Here is a 352-nt window from a genome sequence, read left to right as displayed (position 1 = left end):
GGTCGTGGCGGAATCGGTAGACGCGCTAGGTTGAGGGCCTAGTGGTGGTTAACACCGTGGAGGTTCAAGTCCTCTCGACCGCACCATATTGCACCCTTAGCTCAGCTGGATAGAGCGTTAGACTACGAATCTAAAGGCCGGGAGTTCGAATCTCTCAGGGTGCACCATTATTACGGGAAGTAGCTCAGCTTGGTAGAGCACTTGGTTTGGGACCAAGGGGTCGCAGGTTCGAATCCTGTCTTCCCGACCATTTATTTTTTGGTCTTTGAAAACTGAACGATGAGGCAAAAATAAGTTTTACAATTTTTTGAATGAAGCGCAAGCTTCGTCAATTTAAGAGCTATATCAAATT

2 tRNA genes are annotated in these 352 nt (G+C 47.2%); both read left to right on the top strand.

Going from position 1 to position 352, the window contains the following annotated elements:
• Positions 1 to 90: 90 nt before the first annotated feature.
• Positions 91 to 167, top strand: a tRNA-Arg gene (locus tag KNO92_RS14755).
• Positions 168 to 173: 6 nt separating this feature from the next.
• Positions 174 to 250: transfer RNA gene (locus KNO92_RS14750), tRNA-Pro, on the top strand.
• The last annotated feature ends 102 nt before the right edge of the window (positions 251 to 352 follow it).

Origin of the sequence: Exiguobacterium sp. s129 (assembly GCF_018617585.1) — a bacterium.
Lineage (GTDB): Bacteria > Bacillota > Bacilli > Exiguobacteriales > Exiguobacteriaceae > Exiguobacterium > Exiguobacterium aestuarii_A.
Note: the sequence above shows the minus strand (reverse complement) of the source record. Positions and strands in the feature narration are given on the sequence as shown.